Source organism: Streptomyces sp. NPDC056361 (genome assembly GCF_042262805.1).
GTDB lineage: Bacteria > Actinomycetota > Actinomycetes > Streptomycetales > Streptomycetaceae > Streptomyces.
In genome coordinates this window covers 1-18,605 of the sequence record NZ_JBHJQI010000166.1, presented here as the reverse complement: position 1 = coordinate 18,605, position 18,605 = coordinate 1, and the positions used below count along the sequence as shown (strand labels likewise).

The following is an 18,605-nucleotide window of genomic DNA, read 5'->3' as shown; positions in this document are numbered from 1 at the left end:
ACCTCTTGTGGGTTTTTTGGGGTGGGTTTTTTTTTTTTTAAACTCGCCGGGGTTTGGCCCCCCCCCCCCTCCCCGGATTCACCGGGCCCCCCCCCCTCGGTTGGGCGGGGGCCCCGTCCCCCGGCCCCCCACGGCCATTCACATTCTCCCGGTCATTGTTCCGGGCAGCACGAATAACGCCGCTCGAATACCTCTTCTTTGTATACGGTGCGCACGTTAATTCCGGGCACTCGCCGTGTTGACTGCATGTTGCGAAACCCTCACACGACCCCGCTCCGGCCTTTTGAGCCGGTGCAGCGGCAGGGAGCGTTCGGCGTGCAGCACGGTCAGCGCCCTGGCCCGCTCGGCGTCACCGCGCGCCACCGCGTCGACGATGGCGCCGTGCTCGGCCCAGGCCTCCACCGGCTGGGCGGGCACGTCCACCGCGTACATCCAGGCGATCTTGTGCCGCAGCTGGGTGAGCAGCGCCGTCAGGGCCGGGCTGCCCGAGGCCTGCGCGAGCGTCTCGTGGAACCAGCCGCCGAGCGAGCGCAGATCCTCGCCCTGGCCGCGCCTGGCGCGCTCCTGGCCCAGCCTGACCAGGCCCCGCAGCACCTTGAGGTGGGCGTCGGTGCGCCGCTGCGCGGCCCGCGCGGCCCCCAGCGGTTCGAGCAGCGACCGCATGTCGAGCAGGTCGGCCGCCTCCTGCTCGGTGGGCTCGGCGACGTGCGCCCCCGCGTGCCGGCGGGTCACGACGAAGCCCTCGGACTCCAGCGTGCGCAGGGCCTCGCGGACCGGGACGCGCGAGACCCCGTACCGGCGGGCGAGTTGTTCCTCGGTCAGCCGGCCGCCCCGCTCGTAGACGCCGGAGACGATGTCGTCCCTGATCGCCGTGCATACCGAATGCGCGGGAATGCGCATGTCCGACCTCCGCCTTGGTCCGCGCGAGACAATTCGAGCAGCGCCTGTTCTGCGCCTGATCATCGACTCTATTGCAGCGCGCCGGGATTTCCGATGCCCCGGCCGAATCCATGGCCTTATTCCACTGCCCCACGAGCAGCGAAAAGCCCCGGCTCAGTACGAGCCGGGGCTTTTGCGACGCGGTGCGGAACCGGGCCGGGCGGGGTCAGACGTGGACGCCGCGGGCGCGGAGGTACGCGATCGGGTTGATGTCGGAGCCGTAGTCGGCCCCCGTGCGCGCCTCGAAGTGGAGGTGCGGGCCGGTCGAGTTGCCGGTCGAGCCGGAGATGCCTATCTGCTGGCCGGGCTCGACGGTCTGGCCGACGTGGACCCCGATGGAGGAGAGGTGCCCGTACTGCGTGTACGTGCCGTCGTTCATCCGGATCACGATGTTGTTGCCGTACGCGCCGCCCCAGCCGGCCTCGACGACGGTGCCGGAGCCGACGGAGACGACCCGGGTGCCGTAGGCGGCGTGGAAGTCGACGCCGGAGTGGCTGCCCGAGGACCAGAGCGAACCACCGGTCTTGTAACCGGTGGAGACGTACGAGCCGGCGATGGGGAGCTGGAAGGAGGCCAGACGGCGGCGCTCGGCCTCGCGGGCGGCGCGCTCGCGCTCCTGGCGGATCTCCTTGGCGCGGGCCTCGGCCTTGCGCTTCGCCTCGGCCTTGGCCTTCGCCTGGGCGACGGCCTCGACGGCCTCCTGCTCCTGGGCGGCGGCCTGGGCGTCGATCCGGTCCACGAGGGAGTCCTCGGTGATGACCTGGGTGAGGCCGGTGTCCTCGGCGGAGCGGTTGTCCGTGTCGGCGGCGAGCGCCGGGGAGGCGAGGGTTCCGATGACGCCGGTGGTGGCGAGCGTCGCGACGCCGGCGATGCCCACGCTGCGGCGCGCCATCCGGCTCGGACCACGATGCTTCCCGGTGGCACGGGTGAACGCCATGTAGTGGCTGATCCTTTCCTTCCTTCTCGCCTACCGGGTTAGCTGACGGGTTCGGAGCAGGAAGGTCTCCTACGGGCCCCTCCGTACGGGACGAAGGCGTCCGATTCACCCCAGGGACTCATGTGGGTCCCCGGCTCCCCAGGCTCGCGCCTGACGGGGACTCGGCGATGACTGTCCGATGCCGCGGCTGCGGCACGTGCACTGACGAACAGCCGCACCGACGCTATGCGGATCGTCTTTCAATCACCAACCGGACACGCCTTTTGTAAGACATGCCACAGGGCAAAGGGTCACCCTTGCTCTCAATACGGACATAGCGAGAGGCCCCGGCGAACATGCCGCCGAGGCCCTCCCGTTGTCACACCGGAACCGGAATCAGCCGGTCACGACGGTCACTTCGCCGATGCCGAGCGCCCGCACGGGCTCCGCGATCTGCGCCGCGTCGCCCACCAGCACCGTGACGAGCCGGTCCACGGGGAAGGCGCTGACCACGGCAGCGGTCGCCTCCACCGTGCCGGTCTCGGCCAGGCGCGCGTACAACTGGGCCTGGAAGTCGTCCGGAAGGTGCTGTTCGACCTGGTCGGCGAGCGTCCCGGCGACGGAGGCGGCCGTCTCGTACTTGAGCGGCGCGACCCCCACCAGGTTCTGCACGGCGGTCTCGCGCTCGGCGTCGGTGAGCCCCTCGGCGGCGAGGGTGCGCAGCACCTGCCACAGGTCCTCGAGGGCCGGACCGGTGTTGGGGGTGTCGACGGAGCCGCTGATGGCGAGCATCGAGGCGCCGTTCCCCTCGGCGTCCGAGCGGAGCACCTGGCCGAAGGCCCGCACGCCGTACGTGTAGCCCTTCTCCTCGCGCAGGACCTTGTCGAGCCGCGAGGTGAGGGTGCCGCCGAGGCAGTACGTGCCGAGGACCTGGGCCGGCCAGACGCGGTCGTGCCGGTCGGCACCGATCCGGCCGATGAGCAGCTGGGTCTGCACGGCTCCCGGGCGGTCCACGATGACGACCCGTCCGGTGTCGTCCGCCGTGATCGGCGGCATCGGGAGCGGCTCGGCCGGCTCGCCGGTCCAGGCGCCCAGCGTGTCCGCGAGGACCTTGTCGAGGTCGACGCCGGTCAGGTCGCCGACGACCACCGCCGTGGCGGTGCCGGGCCGGACGTACGCGTCGTAGAAGGCGCGGACGGCGGCGGCGTCGATCGCGGCGACGGTCTCCTCGGTGCCCTGGCGCGGCCGGGACATCCGGGACTCGGCCGGGAAGAGCTCCTTGGAGAGCTGCTTGGCGGCGCGGCGGGACGGGTTGGCCGTCTCGTGCGGGATCTCGTCGAGACGGTTGCGCACCAGGCGCTCGATCTCGGTCTCCAGGAACGCCGGGGCGATCAGGGCCTCGGAGAGCAGCCCGAGCGCCTTGGGCAGCCGGGAGACGGGGACCTCCAGGGAGACCCGTACGCCCGGGTGGTCGGCGTGCGCGTCGAGCGTCGCGCCGCAGCGCTCCAGGTCGGCCGCGAACTCCTCGGCGCTGCGCTGGTCCGTTCCCTCGGAGAGCGCGCGGGCCATGATCGTGGCGACGCCGTCGAGACCGGCGGGCTCCGCGTCCAGCGGGGCCGGCAGGAAGATCTCCACGGCCACGACCTGCTGGCCGGGGCGGTGGCAGGTCAGCAGCGTCAGGCCGTTGTCCAGCTTCCCGCGGTCCGGGGCCGGAAACGCCCAGGGCCTGGCGGCGCCCGGCGCCGGCTGCGGGTGGAAGTCCATGCTCGTCAAAGACGCGGCAGCGTCGGTCACTGGTCCGCTCCCTCTTCCTCGTCGCTGTCGCTCTCGTCGGTGGCCACCGGCTCGTAGACCAGGACCGCGCGGTTGTCGGGGCGCAGCTTGGCCGCGGCGACCGCCTGCACCTCCTCGGCGGTGACGTCCAGGACCCGGTCCACGGCCGTCAGGGCGAGCTGCGGGTCGCCGAACAGCACGGCGAACCGGCACAGTTCGTCGGCGCGGCCCGCGACGGTGCCGAGCCGGTCGAGCCACTCGCGCTCCAACTGGGCCTGCGCGCGCTCCATCTCCTCGGGCGTGGGGCCCTCGGCGGCGAACCGGGCGAGCTCCTCGTCGACGGCCGCCTCGATCTGCGGGACCTCGACGCCTCCGGAGGTCTTCACGTCCAGCCAGCCCAGCGAGGGCGCGCCGGCGAGCCGCAGCAGGCCGAAGCCGGCGGCGACGGCCGTGCGGTCGCGGCGGACCAGCCGGTTGTGCAGGCGGGACGACTCGCCACCGCCCAGGACCGTCAGGGCCAGATCGGCGGCGTCGCACTCGCGCGTGCCGTCGTGCGGCAGCCGGTAGGCGGCCATCAGCGCGCGGGCCGGGACCTCCTCCTCGACGACCTCGCGCAGCTGCTCGCCGATGACCTCGGGCAGCGAGCCGTCGCGCGGGGGCAGCTTGCCGTCGTGCTGCGGGATGGAGCCGAAGTACTTCTCGATCCAGGCGAGGGTCTGCACCGGGTCGATGTCGCCGACGACGGACAGCACCGCGTTGTTCGGCGCGTAGTACGTGCGGAAGAAGTTCCGCGCGTCCTCCAGCGTCGCCGCGTCCAGGTCGGCCATGGAGCCGATCGGGGTGTGGTGGTACGGGTGGCCCTCCGGGTAGGCGAGGGCGGTGAGCTTCTCGAACGCGGTGCCGTACGGCACGTTGTCGTAGCGCTGGCGGCGCTCGTTCTTGACGACGTCCCGCTGGTTCTCCATGGACTCGTCGTCCAGGGCGGCCAGCAGCGAGCCCATGCGGTCGGCCTCCAGCCAGAGGGCGAGCTCCAGCTGGTGCGTGGGCATGGTCTCGAAGTAGTTGGTGCGCTCGAAGCTCGTCGTGCCGTTGAGCGAGCCGCCCGCGCCCTGCACCAGTTCGAAGTGGCCGTTCCCGTGGACCTGCTTCGAACCCTGGAACATCAGGTGCTCGAAGAGGTGGGCGAGGCCCGTGCGGCCCTCGACCTCGTGGCGCGAGCCGACGTCGTACCAGAGGCAGACCGCGGCGACCGGGGTCAGGTGGTCCTCCGAGAGCACCACGCGCAGGCCGTTCGCCAACCGGTGCTCGGTCGCTGTCAGGCCGCCGGAGCCGGCCTCGGCCGTGGCCGTGTGACCCATGGGCATGTACGTCCCTTCGATCGCGATGTGAAAAAGTCCTGCCACTGTATGCAAGCGCGCCGACACTTCGCGAAGTTCCCGTCGGGTCCCGATGTCCCTCTTCCGGGTCGAGGTCGGCGTTGTCGGTGGCACGGTCCACAATGGTCCGCGTCAGATCAACCTTGTTGGTGAAGGAGCCGCAGCCGCGATGGCCCGCCGCAGCACGAAGACACCGCCGCCGGACGACGCGTTCGAGGAGCGAATCCTCGACATCGACGTCGTCGACGAGATGCAGGGCTCCTTCCTCGAGTACGCGTACTCGGTGATCTACTCGCGCGCGCTCCCCGACGCCCGCGACGGCATGAAGCCCGTCCAGCGCCGCATCGTCTACCAGATGGGCGAGATGGGGCTCCGCCCCGACCGCGGGTTCGTCAAGTGCGCCCGCGTCGTCGGCGAGGTGATGGGCAAGCTGCACCCGCACGGCGACGCCTCGATCTACGACGCCATGGTCCGCATGGCACAGCCCTTCTCCATGCGGCTGCCCCTCGTCGACGGCCACGGCAACTTCGGTTCCCTCGGCAACGACGACCCGCCGGCCGCCATGCGGTACACCGAGTCGCGGATGGCCCCGGCCGCGCTGCTCATGACCGAGTCCATCGACGAGGACACGGTCGACTTCGCGCCGAACTACGACGGCCAGGAGCAGGAGCCGGTCGCGCTCCCCGCCGCCTACCCGAACCTGCTGGTCAACGGCGCGTCCGGCATCGCGGTCGGCATGGCGACCAACATGCCGCCGCACAACCTCGGCGAGGTCGTCGCGGCCGCCCGCCACCTCATCCGGTACCCCGGCGCCGACCTCGAGACCCTGATGCGGTTCGTGCCCGGCCCCGACCTGCCCACCGGCGGCCGGATCGTCGGCCTCTCCGGCATCAAGGACGCGTACGAGTCGGGCCGCGGCTCCTTCAAGATCCGCGCCACGGCGACCGTGGAGACGGTGACCGCCCGCCGCAAGGGCATCATCGTGACCGAGCTGCCGTTCACGGTCGGCCCCGAGAAGGTCATCTCCAAGATCAAGGACCTGGTCGGCTCCAAGAAGCTCCAGGGCATCGCCGACGTCAAGGACCTCACCGACCGCAGCCACGGCCTGCGGCTCGTCATCGAGGTCAAGAACGGCTTCGTGCCCGAGGCGGTCCTCGAGCAGCTCTACAAGCTGACGCCGATGGAAGAGTCCTTCGGCATCAACAACGTGGCGCTGGTGGACGGCCAGCCGCTCACCCTCGGCCTCAAGGAGCTCCTGGAGGTCTACCTCGACCACCGCTTCGAGGTCGTCCGGCGCCGCTCCGAGTTCCGCCGGACCAAGAAGAGCGACCGGCTCCACCTGGTCCTCGGCCTGCTCGTCGCACTGCTCGACATCGACGAGGTCATCCGCCTCATCCGGGAGAGCGACAACTCCGCGCAGGCCAAGGAGCGCCTGATGGAGCGCTTCTCGCTGAGCGAGATCCAGACGCAGTACATCCTGGACACCCCGCTGCGCCGCCTCACCAGGTTCGACCGGCTCGAGCTGGAGACCGAGCGCGACCGGCTCAACGGCGAGATCGACGAGCTGACCGGCATCCTCGACTCCGACGCGGAGCTGCGCAAGCTCGTCTCCGCGGAGCTGGCCGCCGTCGCCAAGAAGTTCGCCACCGACCGCCGGACGGTCCTGCTCGAGTCCGCCGGCGCGCCCGTCGCCGCCGTGTCCCTGGAGGTCGCGGACGACCCCTGCCGGGTCCTGCTGTCCTCCACCGGCCTGCTGGCCCGTACGGCGACGGCCGAGCTGCCCCCGGTCGACCCGGAGGCCGCGCGGGTCAAGCACGACGTGATCCTGTCCGCGGTGGCGGCCACCCAGCGCGGTGACGTCGGAGCGGTGACCTCGGCCGGCCGGCTGCTGCGGATCGCGGTGATCGACCTGCCGCAGCTCCCGGACACCGCCAGCGCCCCGAACCTGGCGGGCGGCGCGCCGCTGTCCGAGTTCCTGACCCTGGAGGCGGACGAGACGGTGGTCTGCCTGACCACGCTCGACGAGTCCTCGCCGGGCCTGGCCCTCGGCACGCTGCAGGGCGTCGTGAAGCGCGTGGTGCCGGACTACCCGGCGAACAAGGACGAGCTGGAGGTCATCACCCTCAAGGACGGTGACCGGATCGTCGGCGCGACCGAGCTGCGCACGGGCGACGAGGACCTGGTCTTCATCACCTCCGACGCCCAGCTGCTCCGCTACCAGGCCTCGCAGGTACGGCCCCAGGGCCGTCCGGCCGGCGGCATGGCGGGCATCAAGCTGACCGCGGGCGCCGAGGTGCTCTCGTTCACGGCGGTCGACCCGGCGGCGGACGCCGTCGTCTTCACCGTCGCGGGCTCCACGGGCACCCTCGACTCCTCGACGGGCACGTCCGCGAAGCTGACCCCGTTCGACCAGTACCCGCGCAAGGGCCGCGCGACCGGCGGCGTCCGCTGCCAGCGCTTCCTGAAGGGCGAGGACGTGCTGACCCTGGCCTGGGCCGGTGCCACTCCGGCCCGCGCCGCGCAGAAGAGCGGCGCCCCGGTGCCGCTCCCGGAGGCCGACCCCCGCCGCGACGGCTCGGGGACCCCGCTCCCCCAGCCGGTCGACGTGGTGGCGAGCCCGGCGAACTAGGAGCTGTCCTGCCGGTCGGGCGCCGGGATCCCGGCCCGACCGGCAGGACACCCACGAGCCCGCCTGAACGCCCACGAGCCTGGCCTGGCCTCGTCGGCCTGGCCTGGCCTCGTCGGCCTGGCCTGGCCCGGCCCGGCCGAACCTGGCCGACGAGAATCCCTAGGAGCCTTCCGGCTCCTCCTCCGTCTGCCGCACGTACCGCAGGACGCCCCACATCGCGTGTTCGTCGGGGGCGTCCTGCGGGCCGTTCAGCTCGCAGGACGCGAGGTCCTTGCGCAGTCCGGCCGCGTCGACGCCGGAGCCGATCAGGACGAGCTGGGTGAGCCGCTCCTCGCCCTCGGGCCACGGCTCGGGATGGAAGCGCAGGAAGCGTCCGACGGCGTGCACGGTGTAGCGGTTGGCCGGGTCGGCGGCACCGAAGTCGACGAATCCCTTGATCCGGTAGAGCCCCTCGGGCCGGGCGTCCAGGAAGGCCATGAGCCGGCGGGGGTGGAGCGGGGTCGAGGCGGCCAACGAGACGGTGTCGTACGCGGCGTGCGGGTGGGCGTGCGCGTCGTCCTCGCCGTACAGGATGTCCTCGATGGACATCTGCCCCTCGATCTCCCCCTCGGGGACCACCCGGTCGAAGAGCAGTTCCGGGTCGATCCTCCCGTGCCGGGCGTCGACCACCACGGCCTTGCCGGCGAGGCCGCGCACCGTCTCGTGGACGGCTCGCAGCTCGTCCTCGGAGACCCGGTCGGCCTTGTTGACCACGACGAGGTCGGCGATCGGGAGGTGCCGGTCGGTCTCGGGGTGCCGCTGCCGGGTGGCGGAGAACTCGGCGGCGTCGACGACCTGGACGAGCCCGCCGTACACGATCCGCTCGTTCTCGCTGGCGAGCACCATCCGCACCAGCTCCTGCGGCTCGGCGAGGCCGCTCGCCTCGATGACGATCACGTCGAGCCGCGACGAGGGCCGGGCCAGGACCTCCAGATACTCGTCGAGCTCGCTCGCGTCCACGGCACAGCACAGGCAGCCGTTGCCCAGCGAGACGGTGGAGCCGACCTGCCCGGCGACGCTCATCGCGTCGATGCCGATGTCCCCGAAGTCGTTGACCATGACGCCGATACGGGTGCCCCGGGCGCTGCGCAGCACATGGTTCAGGAGCGTGGTCTTCCCGGCCCCGAGAAACCCGGCGAGAACGACGACGGGGATCTGCTGCGTGGTCAAGGGACGTGCCTCCGGTTTCCTTCGTGCCCCACGGCCGTGGGAAGCCCCCAGGATAGGCAGCCCGGCGTGCGGCTCCCCCGGGGACGCGTCGGGGCACCGCGCGCGGTGCCCCACCCCTCCGGGCGTCCGGCGCGGTTCCGTATTTCCGGTCCCGGGGCGTGTCGCCGTACCGTTTCCGGCATGAGCCCCGCACAGACCAGCCCCTCGCGCCCCCGCGCGCGCCGACGGCGGATCGGGTGGCCACAGCGGGTGTTCTCGCAGGTCCTGCTGATGCAGCTGGCCATCGCGACCGGTGTGACCGTCCTCGCCACGGGGCTCTTCCTCGCTCCGCTCAGCGCCCAGCTCGACGACCAGGCCATGCGGCAGGCCCTGGCCATCGCGGACACCACCGCGTCGCCCCGGCTCGCCGCGGACCTCACCGGAACCCCTCCGTCCGCACGGGGGCCCGTACAGACGGAGGCCGAGCGGATCCGGACGGCGACGGGCGCCGAGTACGTCGTGGTCATGGACACCCGCGGGGTGCGCTGGTCGCACACCGACCCCGCCCAGATCGGCAGGCTCGTCTCCACCGACCCGAGCAGCGTCCTCGCCGGGCACGAGGTGATGGAGATCGACAACGGCACCCTGGGCCGCTCGGCGCGCGGCAAGGTGCCGCTGCGGGACGCGGACGGCCGGATCGTCGGCGCCGTGTCGGTCGGCATCGAGTACGAAAGCGTCCGGGACCGGCTCCTCGCCGCCATCCCCGGCCTCCTCGCCTACGCCGGCGGGGCGCTCGCGGCCGGTGCCCTGGCCGCGTACCTGATCTCCCGGCGCCTCCAGCGCCAGACCCACGACCTGGCCTTCTCCGACATCTCGGCGCTGCTCGCCGAGCGCGAGGCCATGCTGCACGGCATCCGCGAGGGCGTCGTCGCCCTGGACCGCAACGGCTCCGTACGCCTGATGAACGACGAGGCCCAGCGGCTCCTCGGCCTCGGCCCCGAGGCGGCGGGCCGGCCGCTCGACGAGGTCCTCGGCACCGGCCGCACCGCGGACGTCCTGGCGGGCCGGGTCACCGGCGACGACCTGGTCACCGTCCGGGGCCACCGGGTGCTGATCGCCAACCGGATGCCCACGGACGACGGCGGCGCCGTGGCCACCCTGCGCGACCGCACCGAACTGGAGCACCTCGGACGCGAGCTGGACTCGACGCGCGGTCTGATCGACGCCCTCCGCGCCCAGGACCACGAGCACGCCAACCGGCTCCACACCCTCCTCGGCCTCCTGGAACTGGAGATGCACGACGAGGCGGTCGAGTTCGTCACCGAGGTCGTCGGGGTGCACCGGGCCACCGCCGAACAGGTCACCGAGAAGGTCCACGACCCCCTCCTCGCGGCCCTCCTGGTCGGCAAGGCCACCGTCGCCGCCGAGCGCGGGGTCTCGCTGCGCCTGGCTCCCGACTCGCTGCTCCCGGACCGGCTCGTCGACCCCCGCGAGCTGGTCACCGTCGTCGGCAACCTCGTCGACAACGCCCTGGACGCCGTCGCCGGAACCCCGGGCGCCCGAGTCGTCGTCGCCTTCCGCGCCGAGGGCCGTACCGTCGTGCTGCGGGTCTCCGACAGCGGCCCCGGGGTCCCCGAGGAGCGTCGCGAGCTGATCTTCACCGAGGGCTGGACGACGAAGTCGCTCCCGTCGCACGGGAAGCGCGGCCTCGGTCTCGCCCTCGTCCGCCGCCTCGCCGAGCGCCGCGGCGGCACCGCCACGGTGGCCGCCGGCCCCGACGGAGGCGCCGCCTTCACCGTCCTCCTCCCGGACGCCCTGACCGAACCGGAACCCACCGCACCCACGCCGAACCCGTCCGAGGCGGCCGTGCCGGAGAGCGCCGAGGAGGCGCGATGATCGACGTGCTCGTGGTGGACGACGACGTACGGGTCGCGCGGATCAACGCTGCCTACGTCGCCAAGATGCCGGGCTTCCGGGTGGTCGCCACCGCCCACTCGACCGCCGAGGCGCTCGCGGCCCTCGACGGGCAGCCGGTGGATCTGATCCTCCTGGACCACTACCTGCCCGACGAGAACGGTCTCGCGGCCGTACGGGAGCTCCGCGCGCGCGGCCACCAGTGCGACGTGATCATGGTGACGGCCGCCAGGGACGTGGCGACCGTGCAGGCGGCGATGCGGCACGGCGCGCTCCAGTACCTGGTGAAGCCGTTCAACTTCGCCGGACTGCGCGCGAAGCTGGAGGCCTACGCGACCCTGCGCCGCACCCTGGAGAGCGGGGGCGAGGCCGAACAGTCCGAGGTGGACCGGATCTTCGGCGTCCTCGCGGCCGGCTCCGTCGCCCCCGACCTGCCCAAGGGGCACTCCCCCACCACGGCCGAACTGGTCCGGCAGGTCCTGCTCGCCGCCGACGGACCGCTCTCCGCGCAGGAGATCGCCGAGCGGGCCGGCGTCAGCCGGCAGACCGCCCAGCGCTACCTCAAGCTCCTCGAACGCACCGGCCGGGTACGCCTCTCGCTCCGGTACGGCGAGACCGGCCGCCCCGAGCACCGGTACGCCTGGACGGCCGCCTCACCGCCCGCCGCCTGAGCGGCGGTCCCGGCGATCGGTCAGACGGCACCCGGGTCGGTCAGACGGCGCCCGCGCCGGTCAGCGCCCGGACCTCGGTCTCGGCGTGGCGCGCCTCGTCGGGCGGCTCGGACGACGTGACCGTGCCGATCCAGCCCGCGAGGAAGCCGAGCGGAATGGAGACCACACCCGGGTTCTGCAGCGGGAACAGGTGGAAGTCGACCCCGGGGAACAGCGCCTCGGGGCTGCCGGAGACGACCGGCGAGACCAGCACGAGCAACACCGCGGGCACCAGGCCGCCGTACACGGACCAGACCGCGCCCCGCGTGGTGAACTTCCGCCAGAACAGCGAGTACAGCAGCACCGGCAGATTCGCGGAGGCCGCGACCGCGAAGGCCAGACCGACGAGGAACGCCACGTTGAGATCGCGGGCGAGCAGCCCGAGTCCGATGGCGGCCGCGCCGATCACCGCGGCGGCGACCCGGGCCACGGTCACCTCGCTGTACTGCTTCGCGTGCCGTCGGCGCAGCGAGCTGTACAGGTCGTGGGCGACGGAGGCCGAGGAGGCGAGCGTGATCCCCGCGACGACGGCGAGGATGGTCGCGAAGGCGACGGCGGCGACGATCGCGAAGAGCACCGTGCCGCCGGTGGAGCCCGCTCCCCCGCCGAGATCGAGGGCGAGCAGCGGCACGGCGGTGTTCCCCGACGCGTTCGAGGCGCGGACCTCGTCCGGGCCGATCAGCGCGGCCGCCCCGAAGCCGAGCACGATGGTCATCAGGTAGAAACTGCCGATGAGCCCGATGGACCAGACGACGGAGCGGCGGGCGGCACGGGCGGTCGGCACGGTGTAGAAGCGCGACAGGATGTGCGGCAGTCCCGCGGTGCCCAGGACCAGGGCGATGCCGAGGCTGATGAAGTCGAGCCGGGACGTCCAGTCCCCTCCGTAGCGGAGTCCGGGGGCGAGGAAGTCCGTTCCGTGGCCGCTGCGGTGGGCGGCGGTGGACAGCAGGCTGTTCACGTCACCGTGGAACCGGAACAGTACGAGGACCGTGAGCGCGACCGTGCCCGCCATGAGCAGCACCGCTTTGACGATCTGGATCCAGGTGGTGGCCCGCATGCCGCCGAGCGACACGTAGATCACCATCAGCGCGCCCACTCCGATGACCGTCCACGACCGGGCCGCCTCGCCGGTGCCGCCGAGCAGCAGGGCGACCAGACTCCCGGCCCCCACCATCTGCGCCACGAGGTACAGCACGGAGACCGCCACCGAGGACGTCCCGGCGGCGATGCGCACCGGCCGCTCGGCCATCCGCGCGGCGACGACGTCGGCGAGCGTGAACCGACCGCAGTTGCGGACCAGTTCGGCGACCAGCAGGAGCACGACCAGCCAGGCCACGAGGAAGCCGACGGAGTACAGCATGCCGTCGTAGCCGTAGAGCGCGATCAGCCCGGAGATGCCGAGGAACGAGGCCGCGGACATGTAGTCGCCGGCGATGGCGAATCCGTTCTCCAGGGGGGAGAACAGCCGTCCGCCGGCGTAGAACTCCTCTGCCGAACCGTGCCGGTTGCGGCTCACCCAGGTGGTGATCCCGAGGGTGACCGCGATGAAGACGCTGAACAGCACGAGCGCCAGGGTCTGGTGGTGTCCGGTCACCGCTGCACCGCCCCTCTGGTCATCTCCTGCGTGTCCCAGCGCAGCTCCAGCGCCGCCCGGTCCCTGCGCAGCCGCGCGTGCCTCGTGTAGGCCCAGGTCAGCAGGAAGGTGGTGAGGAACTGTCCGAGCCCCGCGACCATCGCCACGTTCACCGCTCCGGCGACCGGCCGGGCCATGAGTCCGGGCGCGGCCGTCGCCGCCACGACGTAGGCGAGGTACCAGAGGAGGAAGGCGAGGGCCGCGGGGAAGACGAACCGGCGGTAGCGGCTGCGCACTTCCTGGAACGCGGGGCTCCTCTGGACCTCCAGATAGATCTCCGCCGTGCTGTGGACCCGCTGCCCCGGCGCCGCGTCGGGGCTGATGCTGCCGGGCCCCTCGGCGCCCGACCGCTCACCCCACTCGAAACCCGCCGCGTCGTACCAGGGGTCGTCGACCGGCATTGCCGGAGCGCCGCGCCCCTCCTGCTCGTCCACCTGCTCCACCGGTCAACTCTCCTTGTCAGCGAACCGTTTCGGCCGCGTGCCCAAGGATGGACAGAGCGGGAAGATCCCGGACTCTTCTCCCCTCTCACTTCACCCCATCAGGTGACTCTTCTCCCGGGTGCCCTGACCACACCGTGCTGATATGCGTATCGCACGGCCTGGGCGCGATCGCGCACACCGGTCTTGGTGAAGAGGTTGTTGATGTGGGTCTTCACCGTCGCCGTGGAGATCCGCAGCCGCCCGGCGATCTCCTGGTTGGACAGCCCGTCCGCGACGAGTACGAGCACCTCCGTCTCCCGCTCCGTCAGACCATCCGCCTCGGGCGCCCCGGCACCGCCCGAGCCACCCGACACCGCCCCGCCCGTCCCCCCGGACCCGGCCGTCCCCGCTTGCCCAGCATTCACCGGCCACCCGGACGACTCCGACCACCCCGAAGGTTCCGACGGCTCCGAACGCTCCATCAGCTGCTCCAGCAGGCGTCTCTGCACGGAAGGCGACAGCCCCGCACGTCCGTCGACCACGTCCCGCAGCGCCCGGACGATCTCCTCCCCGTCGGCGTCCTTGGTCAGGTACCCCCGTGCTCCGGCCCGCAGCGCCGGGAACAGCGAGTCGTCGTCGGCATACGTGGTGAGCACGACGACCTCTGTCCCGGGGAACAGCTCACGGATCCTGCGCGTGGCCTCCACGCCGTCGCAGCGGGGCATCCGCAGATCCATCAGGACCACGTCGGGCTCGTGTGCGGCGGTGAGCTCCACCGCCTCCTCGCCGTCCCGGGCCGATCCGACGACCTCGATCCCCGGAAGCAGTCCGAGCAGCATCACGATCCCCTCGCGGACGACCGCCTGGTCGTCCGCGACGACCACCCGCACCACCTGCCGGCCCTCGGTCACGCGCGATCCCTCCTGCCCGCTCACGCCGGCACCCGCAGCCGCACGGTGAACCCCGGGCCCTCGGGCCCCGCGTCCAGGCTGCCGCCGAGCAGCTCGGCCCGCTCCCTCATGCCGAGCAGCCCGTACCCGGAGCCGGAGGACCCCAGTCCCTGACCCTCCCCGGCGCCGCCGGACGCTCTGGGCGGCCCGGAGTCGCGTATCTCCAGGGAGATCTCGTGCGTGCCGTAGGCGAACCGGATCCGGGTCCGGGCACCCGGGGCGTGCTTGCGGACATTGGTCAGCGCCTCCTGGGCGACCCGCCGTACCGCCTGCGAGGCCTCGGCGGGCAGGTCCCGACGCTCGCCGGTGACGGCGACCTCGGCCCGGTCCTCTCTGGCCAGTTCCCGCAGATAGTCCTCGACGGGCGCCATGTCCCCGCGCAGTGCGGAGAGCGCGTGGCGGGTCTCGGCGAGTCCTTCCCTCGCCATGGAGCGGGCCGAGGTCACGAGCTTGAGGATCTCCGCCCGCTCGGCCCCCGCCTCGATCTGGAGGCGGGCGACCTCCAGGTGGACCATCTGGGCGGACAGGCTGTGGGCGAGCACGTCGTGTATCTCGCGGGCGATCCTCGCCCGCTCGGCGAGCGCCGCCGACGCGGCCTCCGCCTCCCTGGCGAGCCGCTCCTGGGCGAGCAGCTGAAACCCCGCGCCGCGGGCCTCGGCGTCCAGCCGGAGCGAGTAACCCGCGAGGAGCACGGCGGCCGTGGTCACGGCGGCTCCCAGGATCCCGGTCTCGTCGGCCTCCACGAATCCGGGGACGAGCACGGCCACCGTCGCCAGCCCGGCGGGCAGCGGCAACCGCTGCATCGCCATCACCGAGACGACAATCCACATCACGGTCGCGGCCGTCGGGGCGCCGGCGGCGTAGGCCCCGAGGCCGCAGAGCGCCATTACGCCGAGGAGCCCCATCGAAGCGGCGGCCCGGTGGTCGAGGGTCGTGTGGTGGAAGCCCAGCGCGGCCACCACGCACAGCCCGAACCCGAGCGGCGGCACCAGCGCGTATCCGCCCTCGAAGGCTCCCGAGGTGTAACAGCCGCTCAGCACCCAGACGCTCAGGCCCGCCATCATGCTGTAGTCGAGGACCATCCGCCCCCGGGGCACTCCGACGCGGGTCAGCGCCTCCCGCGAGGGCCAGCTGCGCCAGGCCCGCGGGCCGCGCCCGCCGCTCTCCGTACGACCTCGGTCGCGCTTGCCTTCCATGACCGTCCCCCTCCGTCGTCTTGATGCTACGGAGAGTCGGCGGCCGTGTGATCGGCCCGTGGGTGGAGCGTGTGGCTCCACCCACGGGTGGAGTGGATCAGGCGTCGATGCGCGACCGGTCGAGCGTCGCCGCCGAGCTGGTGATGAACTCCTTGCGGGGCGCCACGTCGTTGCCCATGAGGAGGTCGAAGACCTGCTCCGCCGCGTCCAGGTCGCCGATGTTGATCCGGCGCAGGGTGCGGTGCCGCGGGTCCATCGTGGTCTCCGCGAGCTGGTCGGCGTCCATCTCGCCCAGACCCTTGTAGCGCTGGATGGAGTCCTTGTAGCGGACCCCCTTGCGCTGGAACTCCAGGAGCGTCTGCCGCAGCTCGCTGTCCGAGTACGTGTAGACGTACTTGTCCTGGCCCTTCTTGGGCTGGACGAGCTCGATCCGGTGCAGCGGCGGCACGGCGGCGAAGACCCGGCCCGCCTCGACCATGGGCCGCATGTAGCGCTGGAAGAGCGTGAGCAGCAGGCAGCGGATGTGGGCGCCGTCGACGTCGGCGTCGACGAGGAGAACGATCTTCCCGTACCGGGCCGCGTCGATGTCGAAGGTGCGGCCCGAGCCCGCCCCTATGACCTGGATGATCGCCCCGCACTCGGCGTTCTTGAGCATGTCCGAGACGGACGACTTCTGGACGTTGAGGATCTTGCCGCGGATCGGCAGGAGGGCCTGGAACTCGCTGTTGCGCGCGAGCTTGGCCGTACCGAGGGCCGAGTCGCCCTCGACGATGAAGAGCTCGCTGCGCTCCACGTCGTCGCTGCGGCAGTCGGCCAGCTTGGCCGGCAGCGAGGAGGACTCGAGCGCGGTCTTCCTGCGCTGCGCCTCCTTGTGCTGCCTGGCCGCGATCCGGGTGCGGGCCGCGGCGACGGCCTTCTCCAGGACGGCACGGGCCTGCGCCTTGTCGTCCCGCCGGGTGGAGGTGAGGAAGGCCTTGAGCTCCTTGGCGACCACGTTCGCCACGATCCGGCGAGCGGCGGACGTGCCGAGGACCTCCTTCGTCTGCCCCTCGAACTGCGGCTCGGCGAGGCGGACCGTGACGACGGCGGTGAGGCCCTCCAGGGCGTCGTCCTTGACGATGTCGTCCTCGGCGACGCGCAGCATCTTCGCCGAGCGCAGCACCTCGTTCACCGTCTTGGTGACGGCCGTCTCGAAGCCGGAGACGTGGGTGCCGCCCTTGGGAGTGGCGATGATGTTGACGAAGGACTTGACCGTGCTGTCGTAGCCGGTGCCCCAGCGGAGGGCCACGTCGACGGCGAGCTCACGGGTGACCTCCGTCGGGGTCATGTGACCGCGCTCGTCGAGGACGGGCACGGTCTCCTTGAAGGTGCCCTGCCCGGTGAGCCGCTGGATGTCGCAGACGGCCTTGTCCTGCGCGAGGTACTCGCAGAACTCGCTGATGCCGCCGTCGAAGCGGAAGGTCTCCTCGCTCTTGCCGATCCCCGCCAGGTCCCGCTCGTCGCGGACGACGATGGTGAGGCCGGGCACGAGGAAGGCGGTCTGCCGGGCGCGCTGGTGGAGCGTCTCCAGGGAGAGCTTGGCGTCCTTGAGGAAGATCTGCCGGTCCGCCCAGTAGCGGACGCGCGTGCCGGTGCGGGTCTTGGGGACGCGCTTGCCCTTGAGCAGGCCGTTGGCCGGGTCGAAGGGGCTGTCGGGGCCCTGCTCGGTGAAGATGCCCGGGACGCCGCGGCGGAAGCTGATCGAGTGCGTGGCACTGTTGCGGTCGACCTCGACGTCGAGGCGGGCCGACAGCGCGTTGACCACGGAGGCGCCGACGCCGTGCAGACCGCCGGACGCGGCGTACGAACCGCCGCCGAACTTGCCGCCGGCGTGCAGCTTGGTCATGACGACCTCGACGCCGGAGAGCCCGGTCTTCGGCTCGACGTCGACCGGGATGCCACGGCCGTTGTCGCGGACCTCGACGGAGCCGTCGTCGTGGAGGATGACCTCGATGTGGTCGCAGTAGCCTCCGAGGGCCTCGTCGACCGAGTTGTCGATGATCTCCCAGATGCAGTGCATCAGACCGCGGCTGTCGGTGGACCCGATGTACATACCGGGGCGCTTGCGGACCGCTTCGAGCCCTTCGAGTACGAGCAGGTGCCGCGCGGTGTAGTTGGAACCGTCACGGTCTGCGGTCAGCAGCGCACTGGACGGCACGGACGTCTCGGCGGTCACGCGGTTCGCTCCTCGCTGAATTTGAAATGTGGCCCAGTGGGGTAAGGCCCGGCGTCGGTCACCGGTTCAGAGGGTACCGATGCCTGGTAGAGCCGTTGTCACACCACCCACCCCGATTCATCATGCTAGTCCAGGGTCGTATGGATGTTCGATCCCTCGATGGGGTGACGCGAACATCACGTTCCCTTCCAGGCATGAACCATTTAGGCTCCGGGCACGTCCTCATGAACAACCGGCAACCACGCCGGGAGGACGAACCGACACAAGCAACGCGAAATCCGTAGAGCAACGCAATACGGCTCATTCGCCGCCAACCGGCAGCAGACAGCCACCTTGGGAAGAAGTTTCAAGGAAAAGGCACGAGCGGGAACGTTTTCGGCCTGGTTGGATGTTGACCCTGGTACGACAGCTCGTCGAGCTAGAGAAGAGGCGACGTGACTACTGTTCTGACCCCCGCGAGCCCCCTGACGGCCGCTGACCGTTGCGACCGCTGCGGCGCCCAGGCATACCTGCGCGTCGTTCTGACCAGCGGAGGTGACTTGCTCTTCTGCGCCCACCACGGACGCAAGTTCGAGCCGGAACTCAAGAAGATCGCCGTTGAGATACAGGATGAGACGGACCGGCTCACGGATGTGCCGGCCCGCACGCAGGGCGAAGACCACGCCTGACCTCATCCACGACGAGCCCAGGGCCGGTCGCTGACCCCGACCGGACGACGGGCGGCCACCCCCGCAAGGGGGTGGC

At 71.5% G+C, this 18,605-nt stretch carries 14 protein-coding genes and 1 riboswitch; of the genes, 4 read left to right on the top strand and 10 right to left on the bottom strand.

The window, feature by feature from the left end; all coding sequences use genetic code 11:
* Window positions 1–216 precede the first annotated feature (216 nt).
* The 4 genes from ACFCY7_RS35015 to ACFCY7_RS35000 all read right to left on the bottom strand — a co-directional run bounded on the left by ACFCY7_RS35015 (window position 217) and on the right by ACFCY7_RS35000 (window position 4,986).
* Entirely contained in the window at window positions 217–900 is a 684-nt protein-coding gene (locus ACFCY7_RS35015; RefSeq protein WP_376490108.1) for a GntR family transcriptional regulator, read from the bottom strand.
* A 205-nt stretch (window positions 901–1,105) separates the two neighbouring features.
* Window positions 1,106–1,876, bottom strand: coding sequence for a M23 family metallopeptidase (locus tag ACFCY7_RS35010; RefSeq protein WP_376490107.1), 771 nt, complete (start codon window positions 1,874–1,876; stop codon window positions 1,106–1,108).
* A 12-nt stretch (window positions 1,877–1,888) separates the two neighbouring features.
* Window positions 1,889–2,053, bottom strand: a riboswitch (cyclic di-AMP (ydaO/yuaA leader).
* 198 nt (window positions 2,054–2,251) lie between these two features.
* A complete protein-coding gene (locus tag ACFCY7_RS35005; RefSeq protein WP_376490112.1) occupies window positions 2,252–3,619 on the bottom strand; it encodes a M16 family metallopeptidase in 1,368 nt (455 codons plus the stop codon).
* 26 nt (window positions 3,620–3,645) lie between these two features.
* The gene (locus ACFCY7_RS35000; protein WP_376490111.1) at window positions 3,646–4,986 is read right to left on the bottom strand and encodes a M16 family metallopeptidase; all 1,341 of its coding nucleotides are present in this window, start codon (window positions 4,984–4,986) and stop codon (window positions 3,646–3,648) included.
* Window positions 4,987–5,173: 187 nt separating this feature from the next.
* Between ACFCY7_RS35000 and ACFCY7_RS34995 the strand changes: the two genes are divergently transcribed.
* The gene (locus tag ACFCY7_RS34995) at window positions 5,174–7,633 is read left to right on the top strand and encodes a DNA topoisomerase (ATP-hydrolyzing) subunit A (RefSeq protein ID WP_376490106.1); all 2,460 of its coding nucleotides are present in this window, start codon (window positions 5,174–5,176) and stop codon (window positions 7,631–7,633) included.
* A 159-nt stretch (window positions 7,634–7,792) separates the two neighbouring features.
* Here the strand turns inward: ACFCY7_RS34995 and ACFCY7_RS34990 are convergent, their stop codons facing one another.
* Window positions 7,793–8,842: a CobW family GTP-binding protein gene (locus ACFCY7_RS34990; RefSeq protein WP_376490105.1), complete on the bottom strand. Its 1,050-nt coding sequence runs from the start codon at window positions 8,840–8,842 to the stop codon at window positions 7,793–7,795.
* Window positions 8,843–9,022: 180 nt separating this feature from the next.
* Here ACFCY7_RS34990 and ACFCY7_RS34985 point away from each other — a divergent pair, with 180 nt between their 5' ends.
* Complete coding sequence (locus ACFCY7_RS34985) at window positions 9,023–10,717, top strand: ATP-binding protein (RefSeq protein WP_376490104.1); 1,695 nt, start codon at window positions 9,023–9,025, stop codon at window positions 10,715–10,717.
* Complete coding sequence (locus ACFCY7_RS34980; RefSeq protein WP_376490103.1) at window positions 10,714–11,406, top strand: response regulator; 693 nt, start codon at window positions 10,714–10,716, stop codon at window positions 11,404–11,406. The genes ACFCY7_RS34985 and ACFCY7_RS34980 overlap by 4 nt, the downstream gene beginning before the upstream one ends.
* Before the next feature lie 40 nt (window positions 11,407–11,446).
* Here ACFCY7_RS34980 and ACFCY7_RS34975 read toward each other — a convergent pair whose 3' ends face one another.
* The 5 genes from ACFCY7_RS34975 to ACFCY7_RS34955 all read right to left on the bottom strand — a co-directional run bounded on the left by ACFCY7_RS34975 (window position 11,447) and on the right by ACFCY7_RS34955 (window position 17,861).
* The gene (locus ACFCY7_RS34975) at window positions 11,447–13,039 is read right to left on the bottom strand and encodes a cation acetate symporter (protein WP_376490102.1); all 1,593 of its coding nucleotides are present in this window, start codon (window positions 13,037–13,039) and stop codon (window positions 11,447–11,449) included.
* On the bottom strand, window positions 13,036–13,479 hold the full coding sequence (locus ACFCY7_RS34970) for a DUF485 domain-containing protein (protein WP_376490110.1): 444 nt from the start codon (window positions 13,477–13,479) through the stop codon (window positions 13,036–13,038). The genes ACFCY7_RS34975 and ACFCY7_RS34970 overlap by 4 nt, the downstream gene beginning before the upstream one ends.
* A gap of 140 nt (window positions 13,480–13,619) precedes the next feature.
* Window positions 13,620–14,339: a response regulator gene (locus ACFCY7_RS34965; RefSeq protein ID WP_376490109.1), complete on the bottom strand. Its 720-nt coding sequence runs from the start codon at window positions 14,337–14,339 to the stop codon at window positions 13,620–13,622.
* 92 nt (window positions 14,340–14,431) lie between these two features.
* Window positions 14,432–15,646, bottom strand: a complete 1,215-nt coding sequence (locus ACFCY7_RS34960; RefSeq protein WP_376490101.1) for a sensor histidine kinase — start codon at window positions 15,644–15,646, stop codon at window positions 14,432–14,434.
* Between the two features lie 97 nt (window positions 15,647–15,743).
* Window positions 15,744–17,861: a type IIA DNA topoisomerase subunit B gene (locus ACFCY7_RS34955; protein ID WP_376490100.1), complete on the bottom strand. Its 2,118-nt coding sequence runs from the start codon at window positions 17,859–17,861 to the stop codon at window positions 15,744–15,746.
* A 434-nt stretch (window positions 17,862–18,295) separates the two neighbouring features.
* On the opposite strand from ACFCY7_RS34955, the gene ACFCY7_RS34950 reads away from it, so the two are divergent.
* Complete coding sequence (locus ACFCY7_RS34950) at window positions 18,296–18,529, top strand: hypothetical protein (protein WP_017237643.1); 234 nt, start codon at window positions 18,296–18,298, stop codon at window positions 18,527–18,529.
* The last annotated feature ends 76 nt before the right edge of the window (window positions 18,530–18,605 follow it).

What these genes read in the sequence shown, in the direction of transcription:
- ACFCY7_RS34960 (WP_376490101.1), bottom strand. Translation starts at nt 15,646, where the DNA reads ATGGAAGGCAAGCGCGACCGAGGTCGTACGGAGAGCGGCGGGCGCGGC.
- ACFCY7_RS34980 (WP_376490103.1), top strand. Translation starts at nt 10,714, where the DNA reads ATGATCGACGTGCTCGTGGTGGACGACGACGTACGGGTCGCGCGGATC.
- ACFCY7_RS34985 (WP_376490104.1), top strand. Translation starts at nt 9,023, where the DNA reads ATGAGCCCCGCACAGACCAGCCCCTCGCGCCCCCGCGCGCGCCGACGG.
- ACFCY7_RS34995 (WP_376490106.1), top strand. Translation starts at nt 5,174, where the DNA reads ATGGCCCGCCGCAGCACGAAGACACCGCCGCCGGACGACGCGTTCGAG.
- ACFCY7_RS35005 (WP_376490112.1), bottom strand. Translation starts at nt 3,619, where the DNA reads ATGGACTTCCACCCGCAGCCGGCGCCGGGCGCCGCCAGGCCCTGGGCG.
- ACFCY7_RS34970 (WP_376490110.1), bottom strand. Translation starts at nt 13,479, where the DNA reads ATGCCGGTCGACGACCCCTGGTACGACGCGGCGGGTTTCGAGTGGGGT.
- ACFCY7_RS35010 (WP_376490107.1), bottom strand. Translation starts at nt 1,876, where the DNA reads ATGGCGTTCACCCGTGCCACCGGGAAGCATCGTGGTCCGAGCCGGATG.
- ACFCY7_RS35000 (WP_376490111.1), bottom strand. Translation starts at nt 4,986, where the DNA reads ATGGGTCACACGGCCACGGCCGAGGCCGGCTCCGGCGGCCTGACAGCG.
- ACFCY7_RS34965 (WP_376490109.1), bottom strand. Translation starts at nt 14,339, where the DNA reads ATGCTGCTCGGACTGCTTCCGGGGATCGAGGTCGTCGGATCGGCCCGG.
- ACFCY7_RS35015 (WP_376490108.1), bottom strand. Translation starts at nt 900, where the DNA reads ATGCGCATTCCCGCGCATTCGGTATGCACGGCGATCAGGGACGACATC.